Origin of the sequence: Paraburkholderia phymatum (genome assembly GCF_040965635.1) — a bacterium.
Classification (GTDB): Bacteria; Pseudomonadota; Gammaproteobacteria; order Burkholderiales; family Burkholderiaceae; genus Paraburkholderia; species Paraburkholderia phymatum_B.
In genome coordinates, this window is the sequence record NZ_JBFRCH010000002.1 from 156329 (window position 1) to 177457 (window position 21129).

Sequence of the window (21129 nt, forward strand, 5' to 3'; positions counted from 1 at the left end):
GGATAACAGCCCAGGCTCCCCGAAAGCATCGAAAGAGTATCGGAGTGGCGAACGACCGGTCAAGCAGGGCTGACCCTAAACGCAACGGTGTTGTCAATAGGAGAATCGTCGGGAGTGTGGGACGGGAGACTAAAGCGGAGACTTTTGCCCCTTCGTTGGACGGGCTGCATCATGCCCCGAGGATTCGAGCGGGTTTGGGCCAAAGCCGCATTGCATAGCCGCTTTGATTTCGCCGTGCCGTCGATGGCACGGCGGTTGCGCGCGCTGGCGTTGCACCAGCGCGGGGCCTACGCCGTTCGTTATGGCGTCGCTTCTTGCGTTCCTTGTTGCGTTCCCTTTCGCGTTCGAATGCCGGAGCGCGTCAGACCGCGAACGTGCCGTTCTGCCCCGTCGACTCCTGCAAGCCCTTGACCCACTTGCGCGCCGGCAACGCGAGCTGCGCTTCGAGCAGCTTCGCGCGCGCCTGCAACTGCGTGTACGGCACGTCGATAGCGGGCCCCGAGAACGCGATCGCGATGCGATTGCCGTCGTGCACTTCCGGCAACGCGACGACGCGTCCGTCGAAGGCTTCGTTCAGCCGCTTCATGTTGCGCACGAAGCTCGGATGGTCGCCGAACAGGTTGATGGTGGCCACACCCGCTTGCGCGAGGCACGCGCGCGCGGCGCGATAGAACGCGACGCTGTCGAGCACGGGACCGCGCGCCGTCGCATCGTACAGATCGATCTGCAATGCGCCGACCGTGCCGTGATTCGCGCGGTCGTTGACGAACTCCCATGCGTCCGTCTCGCGCACGCTGAGACGCGCGTCGTCGGCGGGCAGGCCGAACATCGTGCGCGCCGCGATCACGACAGCGGGATTCAGTTCGACGGCTTCGACCTGCGCGCGCTTCAGGAAGCGGTGCGCGAACTTCGTCAGCGAGCCGGTGCCGAGGCCGAGCTGCACGATGCGCTTCGGCGTTTCGAGGAACAGCAGCCAGGCCATCATCTGCTGTGCGTATTCGAGTTCGATGTGATCCGGCTTCGACAGACGCATCGCACCCTGCACCCATTCCGTGCCGAAGTGCAGATAGCGCACGCCGCCCTCTTCCGAGAACGTGACGGGCGCAAAACGCGGCTTGCGCGGCGCTTCGATCATCGATGCCTTCGCGACATCGGCGAAGTCGTCTTCGTCACGCGCGGCACGCGTTTTCGCGCGCGAGATTCTTTGCTTCGAGACTGCGGATTCTTTGTTGCGGAAAGCACGCGCCTCGGCCGAAGCGCGCTTGATCAGTTTCGTCATGTAAGGATGTCGCGCCACAGGCGCAATTTTTGGTCGAACGAGAGCATAGCATTCGCGGGACTCGACGACGGCAGCACGAGGGTTTCGTAGCCGACCGCGGCGATCACGGTCGCAAAGCGGCCCGCCGTCTTGCCGTTGAAGCAGACTTTCGCGAGCTTCGGCGCGTACTCGCGCAGCGATGCGAAGTCGTTCGGCGTCGCGTTGCGGATCGCCGCATCGAGACTGCCCTCGCGCGTGCACGCGGCAAGCACGTCCCACACGCCGACGCCATGCTTCAACACGTGCTCGAGACGCGTGGGGTAATCGAGCCCGGTCAGCGGTTCGCCGATCACCGCGCCAAGCAAGCGCCAGAACTGATTGCGCGGATTCGCGTAGTACTGCGTCGCCGCGAGCGACGCCTCACCGGGAAAGCTGCCGAGTATCAGCGTATGCGTGCTCTCGGCGACGACGGGAGGAAAGCCGCGCAGCATCAGCGTGCCTCTTCGCGCTTGTCGAAGCCCTTGTCGATGCGCTTGTCGACGCGTTTTGCGTTGGCGTCGGCGCGCGACGCCGTGTGATCCAGCGCCTGGCCATGATCGCGCGGCACGGGCTGTGCGATCTGCCCGAGCGCGCGCCCGTCGACACGCATCAGAAGATTCGCCCACAGCGCAGGAAGCATGCATTCGGTGACCATCAGCGGCGCGCCATAGCGCTCGAACACCGAGCGCCGCGCGACGAGCGCATGCGCACGCGCGTCGCCCGTTTCTTTCGACGCGAGTCGATGCAGCGGATGCCTCGCCGTCACGCGCCGGCTCACCAGTGATGAGCGCGATACGCTGCTGTCGCTATACAGCAGCTCCGCGAGCGGCCGCGTGCGCAGACGCCGCATCGCCTGCCAGACCCCCATGCTCGCCGTGAGCGGCACGATGCTGTGCGCGGCGACAAACGGCGTGCCGTCCACCGATAACGCCACTTCGCGCACCCACACGGGCGTGCGCGGCGCGATGCCGAGCGCGGCGTACTCGTCTTCATAGGGCAGATCGACGGCTTCGCGCGTCACGCGCACGGCCACCGCGCCGAGCGTGCGCAAATGCGCGGTCAGCGAACCACCGCGCGTGAGCCAGTCTTTTTGATCGGTCGAAAAACCTGGAAGGGGCGCGACGCGCCAATGGGCGTCGGCAGCATCGAAACGAATAGACATGGGCCGCATTATAGGGTGGCCAGAAAAAGCGGGCCTTCAAGACGCCATGTCCGCATGAATTCACCGACCGTTCCGCGACGCGGTTCGGACCGTTCACCACTTCAAGCACCCGCCGAACGCCGAAGATAAACGCCGAGCGCCGCGCACTTGCCCGGCCCTTTATCCACAACCCAGGGAGCTTCAATTGACCGCTCAGGACAAAACCACGTCGGACCGCGTCGCGCATCTCGCCGCGATCGTTCTCAAGCGTTCCGCCGCATCGAAGATCGAAAAGGAACTCGCCGCCTCCGCCCTCGCGCAGCATCACACGGCAAAACACACGAGCGCGGCCATCGGCAAGGTCGCCGCGCATGTGCTCGGCGACGCGCATGCCTGCGCCGAATCGAAAGAACTCGCGGGGTCGGTGCTCGCTCAGGTGCGCAAGCTCAATGGCGGATCGCCACAGCGCTAACAGTCCATCGCCACACGAACGCGGTACAAAAAAATGCGCTGCCGAAGCAGCGCATTTCCCCTTTTCGCCCTTTATCGAGCCGCGCGCATCAGCGCGCCAGCAACAGCGCATTCGTGCGCTTCACGAAGCTCGCCGGGTCTTCGAGCGAACCGCCTTCGGCCAGCAACGCCTGATCGAACAGCAGATGGCACCAGTCGTCGAAATTCGCGTTGTCGGCGGTGAGGTTCTTCACGAGCGCATGTTCCGGATTCACTTCGAGAATCGGATGGAACTCCGGCGCGTTCTGACCCGCGGCCTTCAGCATGCGCTGCAGGTAGCCGCTCATCTCGCCTTCGTCGGCGACGAGGCACGACGGCGAATCGGTCAGGCGGAACGTCAGACGCACGTCCTTCGCCTTGTCCTTGAGCGTCTCTTTCATGCGCTCGACGAGCGGCTTCAGCTCTTCGCCGACCTTCTCCTGCGCCTGCTTTTCTTCGTCGTTCAGCTGGCCGAGATCGAGGTCGCCGCGCGCGACGCTTTGCAGCGGCTTGCCGTCGAACTCCTGGAGGAACGACAGCATCCATTCGTCGACGCGCTCCGTCAGCAGCAGCACTTCGACACCCTTCTTGCGGAACACTTCGAGATGCGGGCTGTTCTTCGCGGCCTGATAGGTATCCGCCGTCACGTAGTAGATCTTCGTCTGCTCGGGCTTCATGCGCGCGACGTAGTCCGTCAGCGACACGTTCTGCTCGGACGAGTCGTTATGCGTCGACGCAAAGCGCGCGAGCTTCGCGATGCGCTCCTTGTTCGAGAAGTCCTCGCCGATGCCTTCCTTCAGCACCTGGCCGAATTCCTTCCAGAACGTCGCGTACTGTTCCTTGCCGGCGGCTTCTTCCGAATTGGCCAGCTCTTCGAGCATCGACAACGCGCGCTTGGTCACGCCTTCGCGAATCGCCTTCACGTCGCGGCTTTCCTGCAGCAGTTCGCGCGACACGTTCAGCGGCAAATCGCTCGAATCGACGACGCCCTTCACGAAGCGCAGATACGAGGGCAGCAGTTGCTCGGCGTCGTCCATGATGAAGACGCGCTTCACGTACAGCTTCAGGCCGCCGCGATGATCGCGGTTCCACAGATCGAACGGCGCATGCGCTGGCACATACAGCAGCTGCGTGTACTCGCTGCGGCCTTCGACGCGGTTATGCGTCCACGTCAGCGGGTCCTGGTGATCGTGCGACAGGTGTTGATAGAACTGCTTGTACTGCTCGTCGCTGATGTCGTTCTTCGCGCGCGTCCACAGCGCGCTCGCCTGGTTGACGGTCTCGTCCTCGTCTTTCGCGACCATCTCGCTCTTCTCGGCGTCCCACTCCTCCTTCTGCATCAGGATGGGCAGCGCGACATGATCCGAGTACTTCTGGATGATCGACTTCAGCTTCCACGTGGACAGCAGTTCGTCTTCGTCGGCGCGCAGATGCAGCGTGATCGTCGTGCCGCGTTGCGCGCGCTCGACCGCTTCGACCGAGAAATCGCCCTCGCCCGAGCTCACCCAGCGCACGCCTTCCGAGGCCGGCAGGCCGGCGCGGCGCGTCTCCACCGTGATCTTGTCCGCAACGATGAAGCCGGAGTAGAAACCCACGCCGAACTGGCCGATCAGCGCCGCATCCTTCTGCTGGTCGCCCGACAGCTTGCCGAAGAACTCCTTCGTGCCCGAGCGCGCGATCGTGCCGAGGTGCGAGATCGTTTCGTCGCGGCTCATGCCGATGCCGTTGTCGTCGATGCTGACGGTGCGCGCCGCCTTGTCGAACGACACGCGGATGCGCAGGTTCGGATCGCTCTCATACAGCGCGTTGTTCGCGATCGCTTCGAAGCGCAGCTTGTCCGCCGCGTCCGATGCGTTCGAGATCAATTCGCGCAGGAAGATTTCCTTGTTGCTGTACAGCGAGTGAATCATCAAGTGCAGAAGCTGTTTCACTTCTGCCTGGAAGCTCATGGTTTCTTGTGCCATGGTCGTTTTCCCTTTCTGTTGCAGGTTGATTCGAAGCAGACGTTGCCCGTGCCGGCGTCGCGCGACACGGACGTTGCGCACTCAGATGGGGTCGCGCGCCGCCGATTCAAGAGGCTTCATGAAGCGCGGCGTGCGACGCTGTCCAGATAGCGGCACAAAAACGCCGGCAGCGCCGGATCGCCGCAATTCGCGACGTTGAAGCGCATCCACGTGGTCGGCGACTGCTGCGGCGAGAAGAGGCTTCCCGGTGTCAGCAAGAAGCCTTCCTCGTGGCCGGCGGCCGCAAGCGCATCGGCGTCGACGCCCGTATCCGCCCACACGAACATGCCCGCCGCCGGTGTCTGAAACATGCGCAGCCCCGTTTTTTCGAGCATCCGCACGGACTTGTCGCGCACGCCGTCGAGCCGCGCGCGCAGCCGCTCGACGTGCCTTCGATAGTGCCCTTCCGTCAGGATCTTGTACAAAACGCGCTCGTTCAATTCGGGCGTCGTCATGCCGACCAGCATTTTCTGATCCGTGACGGCCTTTGCCACATCCAGCGACGACGCCATGAAGCCAACCCGCAGATTCGCCGCGAGCGTCTTCGAAAAGCTGCCGAGATAGATCACGCGCCGCAGCTGGTCGAGGCTCGCTAGACGCGTCGCCGCAAAGCCCGGCGGGCACAGGTCGCCGTAGATGTCGTCCTCGACGACGATGAAGTCGTACTGCTCCGCGAGCCGCAAAATGCGGAAGGCCTGCGCCGCCGTCAGCGACGTGCCCGTCGGATTTTGCAGCACCGAGTTGATCACGAGCATTTTCGGGCGCCAGGTCTGCACGAGCGCCTCCAGCGCGTCGAGATCGGGGCCGTCCGGCGTGTACGGCATGCCGACGAGGCGCGCGCCCTGCGACGCGAAGCGCCCGAACATCTGGAACCAAGCCGGATCGCCGACGATCACGCTATCGCCCGGCTGCACGTAGAGCCGCGCGATCAGGTCGATCGCCTGCGTGATGCCGGACACGAGCACGATCTGTTCCGGCGACGCACCGATCTCCAGCTCTTCGAGCCGCGTCTGCAATTGCTGGCGCAGCGGCAGGAAGCCTTGCGGCGTACCGAAACCGAGCATCTGCGCGCCGCTTTGCCGGCCGAGCGTGCGCAGCGCGCCCGTGATCAGCTCGCCGTCGAGCCAGCGCGACGGCAGATAGCCGAGGCCAGGCCCGCGCTCGGGACGCGTCGACGTGTGCAGCATGTTGCGCAGCAGCCAGACGACGTCGATCGTGCTGGGTGCGGGCGCCGCATCGGGCGCGGCATTGGACGAAAGACGGCGCTCGACGGGCGCGGGCCCCGCAAGACGCTCGCGCACGTAGAAGCCGGAGCCGCGGCGCGAATCCAGATAGCCCTGCGCGACGAGCCGCTCGTACGCCTCGACGACCGTGAAGCGCGACACGCCCTTGTCGAGCGCGAGCTTGCGGATCGACGGCATGCGCATGCCGGGACGGAACACGCGCTCTTCGATGCGTCGGCGCGCCCACTGGACGAGCTGATCGACGAGCGTGAGCGCCGACGCGTCGTGAGGTGCGGGAATCAGATCGAGCGGGACGGACATGGCGGACTCCAGCTATGCGCTGCAACGGCAACGTCGGAAAGGGCATAGGAAACGGGCACGATGGCCGGCGTGGCGGCACGAACGAAGCTGCCGCCGCTGAACGGCATGCACGGTCGTACGGATGGCGATGTGACCCGGCAACTGTACCGAACAGTATCGAGCCGATTGTACCGTTACTGTGCCGGTCACTGCCGGTACATTTGATTCGACGCTGCTGCTGTTTTCCCATTGCCCGATTCACCCGACGGCGGCGCAAAGCCCGCCGATACTGGCCTTGCCGCACTGCGCATGGTCCGGCCGCGCCGAACGGTTATTCTTACGGATTAACCCTGGTGGCCCGGCACCTGGCAGACAGTTGGCTGCCGTAGCGGCTTCCAGCCGACCGACCGTCCCCTTGCAGCCATGACCGAACACACGCTACGACTCGATCATCTCGTTGTTTCCGCCCGCACGCTCGACGAAGGCACGGAATACGTCGCCGATACGCTCGGCATCGCGCCATCGGGCGGCGGCGCGCATCCGTCGATGCGTACGCACAACCGGCTGCTCAATCTGTGGGGCGGCGCGTATCTGGAAGTCATCGCGATCGATCCCGACGCGCAGGAAACCGCGAATGCGCGGCCACGCCTGTTCGCACTCGACGATCCCGCGACGCACGCGCGGCTCGCGAACGGTCCGTATCTGTCGCACTGGGCCGCGCGCGTCGAGCGGCCAAAGAATCTCGCGCTGTGGCAACAGCAGTATCCGCAGCGCATTCCGACCGTCGTGCCGATGACACGCGGCGATTTCACGTGGAGCCTCACCGTCGCCGACGACGGCGCATTTCCCGCATGGCAAGGCGCGGGCGATGGCATCGTGCCGTCGCTGATTCAATGGGACACGCCGCGCCATCCGTCGACGGTGCTGCCGGAAACGGGCTTGCTGCTCAAGTCGCTGAAGGGCTGGCATCCGCGAGCGGATCTCGTCGCGCAGCAACTGCAGTGGCTCGGCGCGGAGAATCTGATCGCGCTCGAAAGCACGGACGGCGCGCCCTCGCTCGCCGCCGAAATCGAAACCCCGAGCAGCCTGCGCACGCTCAAATAACCACACGCATGGAGAGACGGAAACAATGAAGCGCGAAACTCAAGGCATGCTGCTCGGCCTGATCGGCGTGGTGATCTTCAGCCTGACGCTGCCGATGACCCGCATCGTCGTCGCCGAATTCAGCCCGCTGCTGAACGGCCTGGGGCGCGCGCTCGCCGCTTCCGTTCCCGCCGCCGTGCTGCTCGCGATCCGCCGCGAAAAGCTGCCGACCTGGCCGCAGCTCAAGGCCCTTGCCGTCGTGTCGCTCGGCGTGATCATCGCGTTTCCCGTGTTCTCGGCGTGGGCGATGAAGAGCGTGCCCGCGTCGCATGGCGCCGTCGTCAACGGGTTGCAGCCGCTGTGCGTCGCGATCTACGCGGCGTGGCTGTCGCACGAGCGGCCGTCGAAGGCGTTCTGGGCGAGCGCCGTCGCGGGCAGCGCGATCGTCGTCGCGTTCGCGTTGCAGGCGGGCGGCGGCGCATTCCAGGCGGGCGACCTGCTGATGCTCGTCGCCGTCGGCATCGGCGCGCTCGGCTACGCGGAAGGCGCGCGGCTCGCGCGGCAGATGGGCGGCTGGCAGGTCATCTGCTGGGCGCTCGTCGTGTCCGCGCCGTTCCTGCTGATTCCCGTTGCGTGGCTCGGCTGGGAGCAGCACGTCACGCATCCCGGCCCCGTCGCGCTGAAGACGTGGCTCGCATTCGGCTACGTGACGCTGTTCTCGCAGTTCATCGGTTTCTTCGCGTGGTACGCGGGCCTCGCGATGGGCGGCATCGCGCGAGTGGGCCAGGTTCAGCTGATGCAGATCTTCTTCACGATGGCCTTTTCGGCGCTCTTCTTCGGCGAGGATGTTGCGCCCATCACGTGGATCTTCGCCGCCGCCGTGATCGCCACCGTGATGCTCGGCCGCAAGACTGCCGTGCACACGGCCGCGCGGCCCGTTCGCGCCGCCTGACGAGTTCGCGCGATAATCCTTTTTTTGACCGACCACCTGTTCAAGCCATACCGACGAGGAGACCCATGAATCAAAGCGACCTCAATGCCCCGACCTGGCAATTGTCCGAACGCGCTCGCAAGCTGACCAGCTCGGCGATCCGCGAAATCCTGAAGGTCACCGAGCGGCCCGAGGTCATTTCGTTCGCGGGCGGTCTGCCCTCGCCGGCCACCTTCCCGGCCGAGGAAATGCGCGCGGCCTCCGACCGCATCCTGCGCGACTCGCCCGCCGCCGCGCTTCAGTACAGCGCGACGGAAGGCTACATGCCGCTGCGCGAATGGGTCGCGCAACGCTACTCGGTGAACGGCGCGCAAATCCGTCCGACGCAGGTGCTGATCACGACAGGCTCACAACAGGCGCTCGATCTGCTCGGCAAGGTGCTGGTGTGCCCGGAGAGCCCCGTGCTCGTCGAAACGCCGACGTACCTCGGCGCGCTGCAATCGTTCTCGATGTACGAGCCGCGCTACGTTCAGGTGCCGACCGACGCTAACGGCCTGATCCCCGAAGGCCTCACGCCCGAACTGACGAAGGGCGCGCGCCTTCTGTACGCGCAGCCGAACTTCCAGAATCCGACAGGACGCCGCCTGCCCGTCGAGCGACGCCGCGCGCTCGCGGAGTTTGCGAAGTCGGCGCCCTTCCCCGTCATCGAAGACGATCCGTACGGCGCGCTCGACTACAAGGGCGAGCCGCTGCCGACGATGCTGTCGATGGCGCCCGATCACGTCGTGCATCTCGGTTCGTTCTCGAAAGTGCTCGCGCCGGGCCTGCGCATCGGCTACATCATTGCGCCCGAAGAACTGCACTTCAAGCTCGTGCAGGCCAAGCAGGCCACCGACCTGCACACGCCCAGCTTTACGCAGCGCATCGTGCATGAAGTCGTGAAGGACGGCTTCCTCGATACGCACGTGCCGAAGATCCGCGCGCTGTATCGCGACCAGTGCGAGGCGATGCTCGGTTCGCTCGAACGCTACATGCCGGAAGGCGTTGCGTGGAACCGTCCGGAAGGCGGCATGTTCGTCTGGGTGTCGCTGCCCAGGCATATCGACACGATGAAGCTGCTCGAAGAAGCCGTCGCGCAAAACGTCGCGTTCGTGCCGGGCGGTCCGTTCTTCGCGAACGAGGCGCAGCACAACACGTTGCGCCTGTCGTTCGTGACCGTGCCGCCCGCGAAGATCGACGAAGGCATTGCGCGTCTCGCTGAACTGATTCGCGCGCGCGTGTAAGCGCATCGCGAACCACTCTTTCCATTCACCGACGAGGACACGTCATGGCTCAATCGAATGTGTATGACAAGCTGAAGGAACTGGGCATCGAACTGCCCGTAGCAGGCGCGCCCGCCGCCGCTTACGTGATGAGCGCGCAAAGCGGCAACACCGTGTATCTGTCCGGACACATCGCGAAGAAGGACGGCAAGGTCTGGGCGGGCAAGCTCGGCGACACGCTGAAGACCGAAGAAGGCAAGGCCGCTGCGCGCTCGATCGCGATCGATCTGCTCGCGACGCTGCACGCGCATGTCGGCGACCTGAACCGCGTAACGCGCATCGTCAAGCTGATGAGCCTCGTCAACTCGACGCTTGATTTCACCGAGCAGCACATCGTGACGAATGGCGCATCGGAACTGATCGCCGATGTGTTCGGCGAGCGCGGCAAGCATGCACGCTCGGCATTCGGCGTCGCGCAGATTCCGCTCGGCGCGTGTGTCGAGATCGAGCTGATCGCCGAGGTGCAATAAGCGGCGCGTACTGCATGTATAGGCGCTCGTTGCGAGCGCCTTCATCGCCCGTTCGACGCCGACACGCCGTCGATGACGTGAACGCGTCATCGGCGGCGTGTTCTTTTGTGCCTTCACCGTCGCGCGGGCTGGATGCAGTTGACGTTGTGCCCTCACAACATGGAACGGTGCACGTGGCTGCACAAGCAATCAGGCAAAGCACCGAACAGGAAACAGACAATGCAAGAGAAAACCGTTCGCTTCAAGCAGGTCGATGTGTTCACGTCGGTGCCGTTCAAAGGCAATCCGCTCGCCGTGGTTTTCGATGCGGACGGACTCGACGCCGAACAGATGCAGGCAATCGCGCGCTGGACGAATCTGTCGGAAACGACCTTCCTGTTAAAGCCGACCGACCCGTCGGCCGATTATCGCGTGCGCATCTTCACGACCCGCGGCGAGTTGCCGTTCGCCGGCCATCCGACGCTCGGCACCGCGCATGCGTGGCGCGAGGCCGGCAATCAACCGAAGCAGCCGGGACGTATCGTCCAGCAATGCGCAGCGGGCCTGATCGAATTGACGGAAGAGGATAGCCGACGCAACGTGTGGGCTTTCGCCGCCCCGCCCGCACGCGTGACGCCGCTCGCTGAAAGCGAATACGCGGCGCTCGCTCGAGCACTGCGCAGCGATGCAATCGATTACACGGCGCAGCCCTGCGGCATCGACAACGGCCCGCAATGGCTCGTCGTCCGTATGAATTCTGCCCGTGCGTGTCTCGCGCTCGAGCCGGATGCCGCGCTGTTCGAGCATGTCGCGAAGACGGTCGGTGCGCATGGCATCGCGGCCTACGGCCCGCACGATCCGAACGGTCCCGCGACCTTCGAGCTGCGCTGCCTGATGATGGGCGGCGGCCTCGGCATCGGGGAAGACCCCGTGACGGGTAGCGCAAACGCTGCGCTGGCAGGATTGCTCACGCAGCAGAACCGCCGGCCCGGCGCGCAATACACGGTGCGCCAAGGCACGGTGCTCGGCCGTGCAGGCAACGTCTACGTCCGCTACGACGATGCCGCTGGCAAGACGTGGATTGGCGGCGCATCCGTGACGATCGTCGACGGCACCTTCAGGCTGCCATAAACGCCGCAAGCGTTCGCGTTGTTGGCGGAACCGACATTCGCGCGTCACCTGGATGTTCTAAGCGTTGCCCGAACCCGCCGGTACAAAAGACCCATTCCACGCATTCGAGGCCATTCATGCAGGCTGCATGAATGGCCTCGTTGCCATAATGGCTGTTGCCGATCCATTCACGCGATTCCTGACACCCCGGACATTTTCGACTCAATCTTTCAAACGCCCGCCTGGCGCGCCTGTCAGACCAGCGGTGGCTACGCGCGCATGATTCGTTCGCATGCCCGCAGAGCCCAGCGTATACCCGATGCGCGAAACCTTTCTTAATTATTGGTCATTCAGTAATATCAAAATCGTAACCGATGACCAACGGGTGGTCTGGCTCGCCACCACGCCCCTGCTTCCCGCAGCAGTTGCGGCATATCAACCATTCGATGCAGCCGGTTTTAACATTCGCGCAGTCGTTCGCAACGCAAGCACCGAAACGCAAGCACAGCCGCAACGCACAGGGTCACGGTCTATCCGATGAATCAGTTCCGCCCATCTTCCGCGCGCGACGTCAGGCACCGTCTCGATCCGGCCGGTACGCGCCGACGCGCGCTGCTCGCGATTCCCGCGCTCGGCGTGCTGGTGCTCGTGCTGCTGTGGACGGTGATCTTCGCGCGTCTGTCGGTTGAGAGGGAAACGACTTATCGCGAGGCGATGGCGTCGGCCGCTATTTTGTCGGCTGCGCTCGAACAGCACACGGTGAAGGCCATTCACCAGATCGATCAGATTACGCGCTTCGTCAAATACGAATTCGAAAAATCGCCGGGCCGTTTCGATCTCACGAGCACGGTCGAAAAAGGCGTCGTTCAAAGCGAAACGCTCGTGCAGGTGTCGCTGATCGACGAGCGCGGCAAGCTCATCGCGAACACATCGGAAACCAATCCGAAGCCGATCGATCTGTCCGACCGCGAGCACTTCAAGGTTCACGAGCACGAGAACGACGATCAGCTCTTCATCAGCAAGCCCGTGCTCGGCCGCGTATCGGGCCACTGGACCTTGCAGATGACGCGCCGCCTGAATCATCCCGACGGCACGTTCGCGGGTGTCGTGGTCGTATCGGAAGACCCGAGCTATTTCACGACCGACTTCTACAACAACGCGGCCATCGGTCGAGAAGGCGTGATCGCCGTGATCTCCGACAGCGGTGCCGTGCTCGCGCGCCGCACGGGCAACACCGAAAGCTCGCCGGGCGTGTTCACGGCGACGGGCGTCTATCCGACTTCGGAACACGTGTCGGGCACCTATGTCGATTCGATCGACAACGTTACGCGCATCGTGTCGTACCGGCATATCGACGGCTATCCGCTCGGCGTGCTTGTCGGTCTGTCGCAGGCCGAAGAGTTCGCCGACTACAACCACACGCGCAACGTCTACCTGCTAATGGCGAGCTTCATCTCGCTCGCGATGCTCGGCTTCTTCGCGGTTGCCACGGGTCTGATCGGCAAGCTGCTCGGACGCGAGCGCGAGATGACGCATCTCGTCGAGTTCGATCTGCTCACGGGCCTGCGCAACCGCTACTCGACGCTGCAAAGCCTGCGTCACGACGTAGCGCAGACGATGAACGTCGGGCGCCTGGCGATCCTCTTCATCGACCTCGACAACTTCAAGACCGTGAACGACACGCTCGGCCACAACGCCGGCGACATCGTGCTGCAAATGACAGCCGCGCGTCTCGCCGATGCCGTCGCCGATGCGGGCGCCCTCTCACGCATCGGCGGCGACGAGTTCGTCGTCGTGCTCAAGGGCGACGATGTCGAGAAGCGCTCGGTGATGCTCGCGGAAGTGATCTCAGACGTGTTCGCGAAACCGTTCGAAGTGCGCGGCAGTTCGTTCGTACTGCATGCGAGCATCGGCATCGCGCTCTACTCGGTGGCGAACGAAAGCGAAATCGATCTGCTGAAGAAGGCCGACCTCGCGATGTACAGCGCGAAGGACGCGGGCAAGAACTGCTACCAGTTCTACTCGCCGCATCTGTCGCATCGCGCGGACCATCTGATGAAGTGGGAACAGCAGTTGCGCGTCGCGCTCGCCGACCAGCAGCTGTTCCTCGCGTATCAGCCGAAGATCGATCTGTCGCGCCGCTGCATCACCGGCTTCGAGGCACTCGTGCGCTGGAACCATCCGCAGCACGGCCTGATTCCCGCGAACGAGTTCATCCCTGTCGCGGAATCGACGGGCCTCATCGTGCCCATCGGCGATTTCGTGATCCGCACCGCGTGCGCGCAGCTCGCGCAGTGGCAGCAGCAAGGCTATGACACGCTGTCGCTGGCCGTGAACATTTCGGCCGTGCAGTTCTGGCGCGGCGACCTGTACGAAACGATTTCGCAGGCCATCGAGGAATCAGGCATCAGCGCGCGCCGCCTCGAACTCGAAATCACCGAGACGGCGATGATGGAGTATCCCGATCTCGTCTCCGAAAAGATCTTCGCGTTGAAGCGGCTCGGTGTACGCATCGCGCTCGACGACTTCGGCACCGGCTATTCGTCGCTGTCGTATTTGAACCGCTTCTCAGTCGACACGCTGAAGGTCGACCGCTCGTTCGTGCAGGCCATACCCGGCGACCGCAGTGTCTGCGTGATGGTGTCGGCGATCGTCAATCTCGCGCGTTCGCTCGGGCTGACGGTGGTGGTCGAAGGCACGGAGACGGAAGAGCAGATCGCGTGGCTCGCGGCACTCGGACATATCGAGGCGCAGGGCTTTCTGTTTTCGCGGCCCGTGCCCGTCGAGGGCATCCCAGCGCTGCTCGAACGCTTCGGCGTGTGCGGCACGCACGGCGTGCGGGTCGCGCACAGCAACGACGCGGACAGCACCAGCGACGCTTCGAGCACCAGCGACGAGTCGGCCTGAGGAACGGCGCCGCATCGATGCGGCTTCGTTCCCGTCAGTCCATCCGGCGTCATACAGGCAGGACATACAGGCGGGACATCAACGGTATCGGCGCGTATCGACGGTTTCGCTCGAACGCGCATCAGGTCGGCGCGCCGTCGCGGCCATCGACGACGCGCGCCGCACAAGAAACCCAACCCGACAGGTGTTCGCATGCGGCCAGCCCGGCACATGTCGGCGCTACACGCGCCAGCCACAGACGAAGCTGCACGATGCGACGAGCGCGAGCCGCTCTGGACGCTCTTTCGCGTCGTGTTCGGATTGTCCGCGCTATCTTGGGGCGGACTCGCGCTGATGGCGCAGTTGGAGAATCACTACGTCGAGCGCGAAGAACGCCTCACGCACCTCGCGTTCTCCGACATCGTTGCACTCGCGTGGATGGTGCCGGGGCCCGTCGGCTGCAATGTCGCGGTCCAGCTCGGTCATGTGCTGCGCGGACGCGCGGGCGCATGGGTCGCGGGCGTCGCGAGTGTTCTGCCCTTCTTCATGCTGATGACGGCATTCGCGATCTTCTACCGCACGCCGATCGTGCGCGAAGTCGCCTCGCAAACGTTGCTCGATCACTTTAGCGTCGTGCTTGCGACGTTGATCGCCGTGACATGGTACAAGCAGACGCGCGCGCTCGTGCGCGGACGGCTCGAATGGACGGCGGCCGTGCTCGGGTGCATCGCGCTCGTCGGCGCGCATACGCCCGCCGCGTACATCTGCCTGCTGGGCGTGGCGTTCATGTCGGGGTGGCTGCACAGCGACGCGCGCGGCGAGCGCCTCGCGACGACGCTCAGCACGGGCGACTGGCGTCTTCTGATCGGCCTGGCTGTGCTGCTGCTGACGTTCGCGCTGCCCTTGCCGCATCGCTACGAAGTCGCGCTGTTATGGCCGCGTCTCGCGGGCGCGGGACTGACGCTGTTCGGCGGCGGCTTCTCCGCGCTGCCCGTGCTGAAGACGCTGCTGGTCACACCCGCCGTCGGCATTACCGACAACGACTTCACGCTGGCGTTCTCGCTGTCGCCGCTGTCGCCGGGACCGCTCCTGAACGTGGTGCCGTTCTTCGGCTATCTGGTCGAAGGATGGCATGGCGCGCTGATCGCGACGATTGCGCTGTTCGTGCCGTCGGGTTGTCTCGTCGTGCTCGCGCAGCGCCATCTGCATCGACTGAAGACGAACGCGCGCTTCGAGCATGGGATGCGCGTGCTGCGCGCGGTGACGACGGCATTTCTCGCCGTCGCCGTGCTGCGCATCGTGCGCCATGTGCCGCCCGAGCCGTCTTATCTCGTGACGGCGCTGTTCTCGGGCCTGTGCTTCGCGAAACTGAAACTGCCCGTGTATGCGGTGTATGGGACGGTCGCCGTCGCATGCGGCGTGTGGCTGTATATCGGGCACGTGGCCTGACGCGGCGCCTCATCGATGCCGATGCCGATGCCGATGCCGATGCCGACGCCGATGCAAGAAGCGCCGCCCATGTGCCGTTGCATAGGCGGCGCTTTGGCCGGAAAGGTCGAGCGCTACGACCGCACGGAAGCGATCATCAGAACCCGCGCGACAGCACCGCCACGCCGATCGTCACGATGCCGAGCACCAGATTCACGATGACGAGACGCCGCACGGTTGCCACCGCGCGCGCGCCGTCGGGCCACTTCTGCGCCTGCACGGCGCGACGGATGCGCGGAAACACAGCGAAGCGGATATGCCCGAAGATCAGCATCATGATGATGCCGAGGCCGGCCATCGCGTGCAGTTGCCAGGTGGCGTGACCGCCGCCGAACTGCATCAGCAGAAAACCGCCCGACAGCAGAATGACCAGCACGGACACGCCCACCCAGTTGAAGAAGCGGCCGAACACCGACTCCCACAGCGGCAGACGCAATTGCGGCGAGAGATCTTCGAGCGCCGGACGCAAGCAGAAATGCGCGAACACCATGCCGCCGATCCACACGGCGACGCCCAGCAGATGCAGAAAGAGCGCGACTTCGATCGCCTTGTTCATATTTGTTTTCCTTTCCCGATGATGGCGCGCTGCCGTTATGTCCCGGTCGATAACGTGTCGGCTCCGACATGAGCCAACGACCGCGTTCGACCCGCGACGTCATGCGCAGTTCATTCTCTGCGCTGATTTCTTTTGTATTGCGCCGTGAGAGACCCCGCTCACGGATTTCGTCGCGGCGCGTTCGCAAAGCACACTACTTGCGATGACGCGCGCCGCAGCGAAAAGTACTACGGCCAGGGGAACATGCCGTGCGCGGCGAATGAAGGCTACCCATTCCGCGCGCTCACGCTAACACGGTTTATTCGCCCAGCACCGGACGCAGCGACGTCACCTTCAGCTTCGTATCCGGCGCGCGTCCCTTGCGGGAGCGCTTGCCGACATGCGGCGCGAGCGCCTTGCCCGACAGTTGCTCCTCGGAAGGCTTGTTGCGGTACGTGCCTTGCAGCACGAGGCCCGCATCGTTGATCGCGAGCGCCTGCGTCAGCGCTTCGTTCGGATCGAGCGCCATCAGCGTCACGCCGCGTCCGCCGCCCGACAGCGTCTTCATCTCGTCGAGACCGAACACGAGCAGACGCCCGCCGCCCGACAGACACGCGACCCGCGTCGCGCCGGGCAGCATCGGCATCGGCACGAGCGGCGTCGCGCCCGCGTCGATCGTCATGAACGCCTTGCCCGCCTTCACGCGGCTCACCATGTCGCCGACCTTCGCGATAAAGCCGAAGCCGTTCGACGACGCCAGCAGCAGCGCCTGGTCCGCCGATGCCGCGAAGTAATGCATCAGGTGCGTGCCCGATTCGAGCTCGATCAGCGACGTGACGGGAACGCCGTCGCCGCGTCCGCCCGGCAGCTGCGACACGGCCACCGAGTACACGCGGCCCTTGCTGCCCCATGCGATCAGCGTATCGGGCGTGCGGCACTGGAACGCGGCATAGAGACCGTCGCCCGCCTTGAACGTGAAGCCGGCGGGATCGAGCCCATGGCCCTTCAATGCGCGCACCCAGCCCTTCTGCGACACGACGACCGTCACCGGCTCGTCGACGACGCGCGCTTCGAACGTCGCGCGTTTTTCCTGCTGGATCAGCGTGCGCCGGTCGTCGCCGTATTGCTTCGCGTCCGCTTCGATTTCCTTGATGAGCAGGCGCTTCATCGCCGGCTCGCTGCCGAGCAGTTCTTCGAGCTTCGCCTTTTCGTCACGCAACTCTGACAGTTCCTTCTCGATCTTGATCTTCTCCAGGCGCGCCAACTGACGCAGCCGGATTTCAAGGATGTCTTCGGCCTGGCGATCGGACAGACCGAACGCTTCGATCAGCGCCGCCTTCGGTTCTTCGGATTCACGAATGATGCGGATGACTTCGTCGATGTTCAAAAAGACGATCATCCGGCCTTCGAGGATGTGAATCCGGTCGTTGACCTTGCCCAGACGATGCTGCGAACGGCGCGTGACCGTCGTGAAGCGGAAGCCGATCCACTCGTGCAGCATCTCGCCAATGCCCTTCTGACGCGGACGGCCATCCGCGCCGACCATCACGAGATTCAGCGTCGCGTTCGATTCGAGGCTCGTATGCGCAAGCAGCGTGTTGACGAACTCCGTCTGATCGATCGTGCGCGACTTCGGCTCGAACACTAGACGCACGGGCGCATCCTTACCCGACTCGTCGCGTACGGCATCGAGCAGGCCAAGAAGCGTCTGTTTCGTCTGCAACTGTTCGGGTGTCAGCGACTTCTTGCCGAGCTTGATCTTCGGATTGGTCTGCTCCTCGATCTCTTCGAGCACCTTCTGGCCAGACGTGTTCGGCGGCAGTTCGGTGATGACGAGTTGCCATTGGCCGCGCGCAAGATCTTCGATCTTCCAGCGCGCGCGGACCTTAAGACTGCCGCGACCCGTCTCATACGCCTGAGAGATTTCAGCTTCGCTCGAAATGATCTGGCCGCCGCCCGGGAAGTCCGGCCCCGGCACGTGCTGCATCAGCTCGGCGTGCGTGATCTTCGGATGGCGGATCATCGCGACGGCAGCCGCCGCGACCTCGCGCAGATTGTGCGACGGAATTTCCGTTGCGAGACCGACGGCGATGCCCGACGCGCCGTTCAGCAACACGAACGGCAAACGCGCGGGCAACAGCTTCGGCTCTTCGAACGAGCCGTCGTAGTTCGGCATGAAATCGACGGTGCCCTGGTCGATTTCATCGAGCAGCAGCTTTGCGATCGGCGTCAGACGCGCTTCCGTGTAACGCATCGCCGCCGCGCCGTCGCCGTCGCGCGAGCCGAAGTTGCCCTGGCCGTCGATCAGCGGATAGCGCATCGAGAAGTCCTGCGCGAGACGCACGAGCGCGTCGTACGCCGACTGGTCGCCGTGCGGATGATACTTGCCCAGTACGTCGCCGACCACGCGCGCCGACTTGACGGGCTTCGCGTTGTCGCCGAGACCCATCTCGTTCATCGCATACAGGATGCGGCGCTGAACGGGCTTCTGGCCATCGCTGACGTCGGGCAGCGCGCGGCCCTTCACCACGCTCACCGCGTAGTCGAGATACGCGCGTTCCGCGTAGTTGCCAAGCGTCAGGACATCGCCCTCGGGCGCTGCCGGCTCGGCAAAAAGATCGGGAGTGTTGTCGTCCATCTAGATTCCGTGTCCTTGTTCGGCGCGTGAGCTTCGTGATTCGGGTTCCGATTTCGTGTTCAGAACGCACGAAGCGCAGCGCTCAGATATCCGCTTCGACCTGGTTGCCCTTCTCTTCGAGCCAGCTGCGGCGCGACGCCGCTTCGCCCTTGCCCATCAGCATCGTCATGCGCGCGACGGTCGCGTCGAAGTCGAGTTCGCCGAGCGCGACGGGCGACAGGCGCCGCGTGTCCGGGTTCATCGTCGTGTCCCACAACTGCTCGGCGCTCATTTCGCCGAGGCCCTTGAAGCGGCTGATCGTCCATTGCGACTCGCGCAGGCCGTCCTTGCGCAGCTTGTCGAGAATCGCTTCGAGTTCGCCTTCGTCGAGCGCATACAGCTTCTGCGCCGGCTTCTTGCCGCGCGCGGGCGCGTCGACGCGAAACAGCGGCGGACGCGCGACATGCACGTGCCCGCGCTCGATCAGCTGAGGGAAATGCTTGAAGAACAATGTGAGCAGCAGCACCTGAATGTGCGAACCGTCGACGTCCGCATCGGACAAGATGCAGATCTTGCCGTAGCGCAGATTGGACAGATCGACGGTGTCGTCCGGGTTGTGCGGATCGACACCGATCGCCACGGAAATGTCGTGCACTTCGTTGTTGGCGAACAGACGATCGCGCTCGGTTTCCCAGGTATTCAGCACCTTGCCGCGCAACGGCAGAATGGCCTGATATTCCTTGTCTCGGCCCATCTTCGCGGAGCCGCCTGCCGAATCTCCCTCGACGAGGAACAGCTCGTTGCGTCCGATTTCCGTCGATTCGCAATCCGTCAGCTTGCCAGGCAGCACGGCGACGCCCGAACTCTTGCGCTTCTCGACCTTCTGGCCCGCGCGCGTGCGCGCCTGCGCCTGCTTGATGACGAGATCGGCGAGCTTCTTGCCGTGTTCGACGTGCTGGTTCAGCCACAGTTCGAGCGCGGGACGCGCGAACGACGACACCAGCTTGACGGCGTCGCGGCTATTCAGGCGCTCCTTGATTTGCCCCTGGAACTGCGGGTCGAGCACCTTGGCAGAGAGCACGAACGAGACGCGCGCGAACACGTCTTCCGCGAGCAGCTTCACGCCCTTCGGCTGCAGGTTGTGCAACTCGACAAAGCTCTTCACGGCCTGGAAGAGGCCGTCGCGCAGACCCGCTTCGTGCGTGCCGCCCGCCGGCGTCGGAATCAGATTGACGTAGGACTCGCGCGTGAGCGCGCCCTCTTCGCTCCACGCGACGACCCACGCCGCGCCCTCGCCTTCCGCGAACGTCTCTTCGTTCGAGCGCGAGCTTTCCGCGTAGCGCTCGCCTTCGAAGAGGGGGATCAGCAGGTCGCTGCCCGCCATGCCTTCCATCAGATAGCCGCGCAGGCCGTCTTCGTATTTCCAGCTTTGGCGCTCGCCCGTTTTCTCGTTGACGAGGATGACCTCGACGCCCGGCAGCAGCACGGCTTTCGAGCGCAGCAGGCGTTGCAGTTCGCCGAGCGGCAAGTTAGGCGAATCGAAGTATTTCGGATCGGCCCACGCGGTCACGCGCGTGCCGGACTTCTTGTCGGTCTTGGCCGCGGCGCGCACTTGCAGCGGCTTGACAACATCGCCGTGCGAGAAAGTGAGCTCGGCGATCTTGCCGTCGCGCCACACGGTGACGTCGAGGCGCGTGGACAGCGCGTTCGTCACCGAGACGCCGACGCCGTGCAGACCGCCCGAGAACGTATAGGCGCCGCCTGCGGCCTTGTCGAACTTGCCGCCGGCGTGCAGGCGCGTGAAAACGATCTCGACGACGGGGACGCCTTCTTCCGGATGCAGGCCGAACGGAATGCCGCGGCCGTCGTCCTCGACGGACACGGAATGGTCGGCATGCAGCGTGACGGTGATCTGACGGCCGTAGCCGCCGAGTGCTTCGTCGGACGCGTTGTCGATGACTTCCTGAATGATGTGCAGCGGGTTTTCGGTGCGCGTGTACATGCCGGGCCGCTGCTTGACCGGCTCCAGGCCCTTGAGCACCTTGATCGATGCTTCGCTATACGCGGCGTTAGGCTTTTTCGTTGACATGGCTCGTTCGGGTCCGTCGGTTCATCGTTGTCCACATGTCTTGTGGACATGTGCGTGGACAATGCGTTGAGTTTTCAAAAAAAGCGAAACGAAACAACGGAGTGTGTGTGCTGCGCGACTTGCGTGCAGCAGCACGGTTGGTGTGCCTTTCTGCTTGCCGCGATTT

At 64.2% G+C, this 21129-nt stretch carries 16 protein-coding genes; 8 read left to right on the forward strand and 8 right to left on the reverse strand.

Annotation, left to right across the window (positions count from 1 at the left end; all coding sequences use genetic code 11):
- Positions 1-361 precede the first annotated feature (361 nt).
- Genes AB4Y32_RS04110 through AB4Y32_RS04120 form a run of 3 tightly spaced genes read right to left on the reverse strand, consistent with a single transcriptional unit; the run spans position 362 to position 2459 of the window.
- Complete coding sequence (locus AB4Y32_RS04110; RefSeq protein ID WP_368720108.1) at positions 362-1279, reverse strand: spermidine synthase; 918 nt, start codon at positions 1277-1279, stop codon at positions 362-364.
- Positions 1276-1749 carry a DNA-deoxyinosine glycosylase gene (locus AB4Y32_RS04115; protein ID WP_368720109.1) on the reverse strand — a complete coding sequence of 158 codons (474 nt, stop codon included), beginning with the start codon at positions 1747-1749 and terminating at the stop codon, positions 1276-1278. The genes AB4Y32_RS04110 and AB4Y32_RS04115 overlap by 4 nt, the downstream gene beginning before the upstream one ends.
- Positions 1749-2459 (reverse strand): chorismate--pyruvate lyase family protein, encoded by a 711-nt coding sequence (locus tag AB4Y32_RS04120; RefSeq protein WP_368720110.1) that lies wholly within the window; start codon positions 2457-2459, stop codon positions 1749-1751. The genes AB4Y32_RS04115 and AB4Y32_RS04120 overlap by 1 nt, the downstream gene beginning before the upstream one ends.
- A 184-nt stretch (positions 2460-2643) precedes the next feature.
- Between AB4Y32_RS04120 and AB4Y32_RS04125 the strand changes: the two genes are divergently transcribed.
- A complete protein-coding gene (locus AB4Y32_RS04125) occupies positions 2644-2910 on the forward strand; it encodes a hypothetical protein (RefSeq protein WP_368720111.1) in 267 nt (88 codons plus the stop codon).
- A gap of 88 nt (positions 2911-2998) precedes the next feature.
- On the opposite strand, the gene htpG is transcribed toward AB4Y32_RS04125, so the two are convergent.
- Both htpG and AB4Y32_RS04135 read right to left on the reverse strand, forming a co-directional pair.
- Positions 2999-4891: a molecular chaperone HtpG gene (gene htpG, locus AB4Y32_RS04130; protein WP_368720112.1), complete on the reverse strand. Its 1893-nt coding sequence runs from the start codon at positions 4889-4891 to the stop codon at positions 2999-3001.
- A 116-nt stretch (positions 4892-5007) separates the two neighbouring features.
- Positions 5008-6474 carry a PLP-dependent aminotransferase family protein gene (locus tag AB4Y32_RS04135; protein ID WP_368720113.1) on the reverse strand — a complete coding sequence of 489 codons (1467 nt, stop codon included), beginning with the start codon at positions 6472-6474 and terminating at the stop codon, positions 5008-5010.
- Between the two features lie 402 nt (positions 6475-6876).
- Between AB4Y32_RS04135 and AB4Y32_RS04140 the strand changes: the two genes are divergently transcribed.
- The 7 genes from AB4Y32_RS04140 (at position 6877) to AB4Y32_RS04170 (ending at position 15683) form a co-directional block, all read left to right on the forward strand.
- Positions 6877-7557, forward strand: coding sequence for a VOC family protein (locus AB4Y32_RS04140; RefSeq protein ID WP_368720114.1), 681 nt, complete (start codon positions 6877-6879; stop codon positions 7555-7557).
- Positions 7558-7582: 25 nt separating this feature from the next.
- Positions 7583-8488, forward strand: coding sequence for a DMT family transporter (locus AB4Y32_RS04145; protein ID WP_368720115.1), 906 nt, complete (start codon positions 7583-7585; stop codon positions 8486-8488).
- 65 nt (positions 8489-8553) lie between these two features.
- A complete protein-coding gene (locus tag AB4Y32_RS04150; protein ID WP_368720116.1) occupies positions 8554-9750 on the forward strand; it encodes a PLP-dependent aminotransferase family protein in 1197 nt (398 codons plus the stop codon).
- Between the two features lie 44 nt (positions 9751-9794).
- Entirely contained in the window at positions 9795-10259 is a 465-nt protein-coding gene (locus AB4Y32_RS04155; RefSeq protein ID WP_090864494.1) for a RidA family protein, read from the forward strand.
- A gap of 219 nt (positions 10260-10478) precedes the next feature.
- Positions 10479-11369, forward strand: coding sequence for a PhzF family phenazine biosynthesis protein (locus AB4Y32_RS04160; RefSeq protein WP_368720117.1), 891 nt, complete (start codon positions 10479-10481; stop codon positions 11367-11369).
- 516 nt (positions 11370-11885) lie between these two features.
- The gene (locus AB4Y32_RS04165) at positions 11886-14255 is read left to right on the forward strand and encodes a bifunctional diguanylate cyclase/phosphodiesterase (protein ID WP_368720118.1); all 2370 of its coding nucleotides are present in this window, start codon (positions 11886-11888) and stop codon (positions 14253-14255) included.
- Between the two features lie 192 nt (positions 14256-14447).
- Complete coding sequence (locus AB4Y32_RS04170; protein WP_368720119.1) at positions 14448-15683, forward strand: chromate transporter; 1236 nt, start codon at positions 14448-14450, stop codon at positions 15681-15683.
- 136 nt (positions 15684-15819) lie between these two features.
- On the opposite strand, the gene AB4Y32_RS04175 is transcribed toward AB4Y32_RS04170, so the two are convergent.
- The 3 genes from AB4Y32_RS04175 to AB4Y32_RS04185 all read right to left on the reverse strand — a co-directional run bounded on the left by AB4Y32_RS04175 (position 15820) and on the right by AB4Y32_RS04185 (position 20963).
- Positions 15820-16278 carry a CopD family protein gene (locus AB4Y32_RS04175; protein ID WP_087734477.1) on the reverse strand — a complete coding sequence of 153 codons (459 nt, stop codon included), beginning with the start codon at positions 16276-16278 and terminating at the stop codon, positions 15820-15822.
- Between the two features lie 298 nt (positions 16279-16576).
- Complete coding sequence (gene parC / locus AB4Y32_RS04180) at positions 16577-18895, reverse strand: DNA topoisomerase IV subunit A (RefSeq protein WP_368720120.1); 2319 nt, start codon at positions 18893-18895, stop codon at positions 16577-16579.
- Between the two features lie 82 nt (positions 18896-18977).
- Positions 18978-20963 carry a DNA topoisomerase IV subunit B gene (locus tag AB4Y32_RS04185; protein WP_368720121.1) on the reverse strand — a complete coding sequence of 662 codons (1986 nt, stop codon included), beginning with the start codon at positions 20961-20963 and terminating at the stop codon, positions 18978-18980.
- Positions 20964-21129 lie beyond the last annotated feature (166 nt).